This window comes from Paracoccus sp. (in: a-proteobacteria) (genome assembly GCF_046462195.1).
Lineage (GTDB): Bacteria > Pseudomonadota > Alphaproteobacteria > Rhodobacterales > Rhodobacteraceae > Paracoccus.
The window spans coordinates 1-3,395 of record NZ_JBKGUN010000077.1 but is presented as its reverse complement, the minus strand read 5'-3'; the positions used below and the strand labels follow the sequence as shown (position 1 = coordinate 3,395).

4 protein-coding genes are annotated in these 3,395 nt (G+C 65.1%); all 4 read left to right on the top strand.

What is annotated here, in order from left to right:
* Positions 1-548: Hsp70 family protein (locus ACLHHB_RS05000; RefSeq protein WP_410217187.1), on the top strand; the 548-nt coding region annotated here is incomplete at its 5' end.
* A gap of 82 nt (positions 549-630) precedes the next feature.
* Positions 631-1,800, top strand: coding sequence for a molecular chaperone DnaJ (dnaJ, locus tag ACLHHB_RS04995; protein WP_410217186.1), 1,170 nt, complete (start codon positions 631-633; stop codon positions 1,798-1,800).
* 45 nt (positions 1,801-1,845) lie between these two features.
* The gene (gene radC / locus ACLHHB_RS04990; protein WP_410217185.1) at positions 1,846-2,628 is read left to right on the top strand and encodes a RadC family protein; all 783 of its coding nucleotides are present in this window, start codon (positions 1,846-1,848) and stop codon (positions 2,626-2,628) included.
* A gap of 214 nt (positions 2,629-2,842) precedes the next feature.
* Positions 2,843-3,395 (top strand): ubiquinol-cytochrome c reductase iron-sulfur subunit (gene petA / locus ACLHHB_RS04985; RefSeq protein ID WP_410217184.1); only part of this gene is annotated, 553 nt, incomplete at its 3' end.

Below are 3,395 nucleotides of genomic sequence, written 5' to 3'. Positions count from 1 at the left end.
GCATCCCGCCCGCGCCGCGCGGCATGCCGCAGATCGAGGTGACCTTCGACATCGACGCCAACGGCATCGTGTCGGTCAGTGCCAAGGACAAGGGCACGGGCAAGGAGCAGAACATCACCATCCAGGCTTCGGGCGGCTTGACCGACGAAGACATCGAACGGATGGTGAGGGACGCCGAACAGAACGCCGAAGCCGACAAGGGCCGCCGTGAACTGGTGGAAGCCCGCAACCAGGCCGAAAGCCTGATCCATTCGACCAAGAAGTCGCTGGACGAGCATGGTGACAAGGTTGACAGCTCGACCGTCGAGGCGATCGAACTGGCCGTGGGGGCGCTTGAGGAAGCACTCAAGTCCGATGACGCCGGCAAGATCCGCTCGGGCATCCAGAACGTGATGGATGCATCGATGCGCCTGGGCGAGGCCATCTACAAGGCGCAGTCGGGTGGCGACGATGCGGGCCGCGACACGGGCGATGCGCCGCGTGACGTGGACGACGACATTGTCGACGCGGACTTCGAAGACTTGGGCGACGACAAGAAGCGCGGCTGATTGCGGCCGCTTCCCTGAAAGGGCCGGCCTGCCGAACGGTGCGGGCCGGCCTGTTTTTTGGGGCAGCTGAATGGGACGACACATGGGCAAGCGTTGCTATTACGAGGTGCTCGGGGTCACCCGAGGGGCCTCGACCGACGAAATCAAGAAAGCGTATCGCAGCAAGGCCAAGGAGCTGCACCCCGACCGCAATCAGGACGACACGACCGCCGAAGCGCGCTTCAAGGAGGTCAACGAAGCCTATGATTGCCTGAAGGACGACCAGAAGAAGGCGGCCTATGACCGCTTTGGTCATGCAGCCTTCGAAGGTGGCGGCGGCTTTGGGGGCGCACGAGGCGGCGCGGGCGGTCATCCCGGCGACTTCGGGGCAGCCTTCGCGGATGTCTTCGAGGACCTGTTCGGCGACATGATGGGCCGACGTGGTGCCGGTGGCGGCGGGCGGTCCCGTGCGCAACGCGGGCAGGATCTTCGCTATAACCTACGGGTGTCGCTGGAAGAGGCCTATGCCGGCGCACAAAAGCCGATCACGGTGCGGGCCTCGGTTGCCTGCGAGGAATGCAGCGGTACCGGTGCCGAGGGTGCGACCCAACCCGCGGCCTGTCCGACCTGCGCGGGCATGGGAAAGGTCCGCGCCCAGCAGGGCTTCTTTACCGTGGAACGGACCTGCCCCACTTGTGGCGGCGCCGGTCAGATCGTCAAGAATCCGTGCAAGGCCTGCCAAGGCGCCGGCCGCACCGAGCATGACCGCAGCCTGTCGGTGAACATCCCTGCCGGCGTCGAAACGGGCACCCGCATCCGTCTGGCGGGCGAAGGCGAGGCCGGCCTGCGTGGCGGTCCTGCAGGGGATCTTTACATCTTCATCGAGGTGCAGGAACACGCCATCTTCCTGCGTGACGGCAAGGTTCTGGCCTGTCAGGTTCCGGTCAGCATGGCGACAGCCGCACTGGGCGGAGAGGTCGAGGTCCCGACGATCGATGGCGGGCGGGCGCGCGTCAAGGTTCCGGCCGGCAGCCAGACGGGCCGCCAGATGCGCCTGCGCGGCAAGGGCATGCCGCCGTTGCGTCATGGACCGGGTGCGGGTGGCGATTTCGGCGACATGCTGATCGAGCTGACGGTCGAAACTCCCGTCAACCTGACGGCACGTCAGCGGGAGCTGTTGCGGGAGTTCGAGGCCGTGAAGGCCGACAACAGCCCGCAGTCGGACAGCTTTTTCGACAAGGTCAAAAGTTTCTGGGACGGCATGACGCGTTAAGCGGATTTAACGCTTTGTTTACGGGTTCGGGACCATCCTACGGGCATGGACCCGAATCGTGCCTTTGGCGAAATGCCCTTGCCTCTTTTCGCCCCGGCCGCGGATGATGTCGCGGCCGAGGCCTTGGCCGCCACGCAACGGCCCCATCGATCCGCCCCCTCCTATCTGGCCGATCACAGGGGCCGCCTGCGCGACCGTTTCCTGCAGGGCGGTGCCACGGCCATGCCGGATTACGAACTGCTGGAACTGGTGCTGTTTCGAGCGATCCCCCGGCAGGACGTCAAGCCCCTGGCGCGCCGCCTGATCGAAACCTTTGGCGACTTCAATCGCGTGCTGACTGCCGCGCCAAGCCGCCTGCAGGCGGTCGATGGGGTCGGTCCCGCTGTTGTGACCGAACTGAAGATCGTGGAAGCCGCCGCGCAACGTATGGCGCGGGCGCGCGTCCTGCACCGCCCTGTCCTGACCGGCTGGCAGGCGCTGCTGGATTATTGTCACACCGCGATGGCTCACCGCGAGATCGAGCAATTCCGGATCCTTTACCTGGATCGCAAGAATGTCCTGATCGCGGACGAGGAACAGGCCCGCGGCACCGTTGACCATGTTCCTGTCTATCCGCGAGAGATCATTCGTCGCGCGCTGGAACTGAACGCTTCTGCGTTGATTCTGGTCCACAACCACCCGTCTGGTGATCCCACACCATCGGATTCCGACATCGCCATGACCGCACGCATCGCCAATGCGGCCGACAGCATGGGCATCACGATCCACGACCACCTGATCATCGGCAAGTCGCGCGAGTTGAGCTTTCGCTCGGAAGGGCTGCTCTAGGGCGATTTCCCCGATCCTTGCCGCCGCCCGTTGATGATGGCGCAAACGCGTTGCGCGATTCAGACAACTGCGGCGAATTGCTTCGGCGCGGCCGGGGTTATGATCTGGACTGACGGGAAATTGACAGCTAGAACCGCCCCCGCGAAGGCTGCGTTCGGACGCGGCCCGGAATGTCGTATCGGCCTGACTTTCGGCCTGAATTGGAGTATGACCCGTGTCCCACGCAGATGACCACGTAGGCACCCGGAGGGATTTCCTCTACTATGCCACGGCGGGCGCAGGCACGGTGGCCGCCGGGGCCGCCGCCTGGACGCTTGTGAATCAGATGAACCCTTCGGCCGATGTGCAGGCGCTGGCCTCTATCCAAGTCGACATCAGCGGCGTCGCGCCCGGATCGCAGATCACCGTGCTGTTCCTGGGCAAGCCCGTGTTCATCCGCCGCCGCACCCCCGAGGAGATCGAGGCAGGCCGCGCGGTCGAGATCAGCGAGTTGACCGACCCGCTGTCACAGAACCCCAACCTTCCCGATGGCCAGCCGGCCACCGACCAGAACCGCACGCTGGACGAGGCAGGCGAGTGGCTGGTCCAGATCGGCGTCTGCACGCATCTGGGCTGCGTGCCCATCGGCGACGGCGCTGGCGATTTCGGCGGCTGGTTCTGCCCCTGCCACGGCAGCCATTACGACACGGCCGGTCGCATCCGTCGGGGGCCCGCACCCCAGAACATGCACATTCCCGTGGCGTCGTTCGTGAACGACACCACCATCC

What these genes read in the sequence shown, in the direction of transcription:
- dnaJ (WP_410217186.1), top strand. Translation starts at nt 631, where the DNA reads ATGGGCAAGCGTTGCTATTACGAGGTGCTCGGGGTCACCCGAGGGGCC.
- radC (WP_410217185.1), top strand. Translation starts at nt 1,846, where the DNA reads ATGGACCCGAATCGTGCCTTTGGCGAAATGCCCTTGCCTCTTTTCGCC.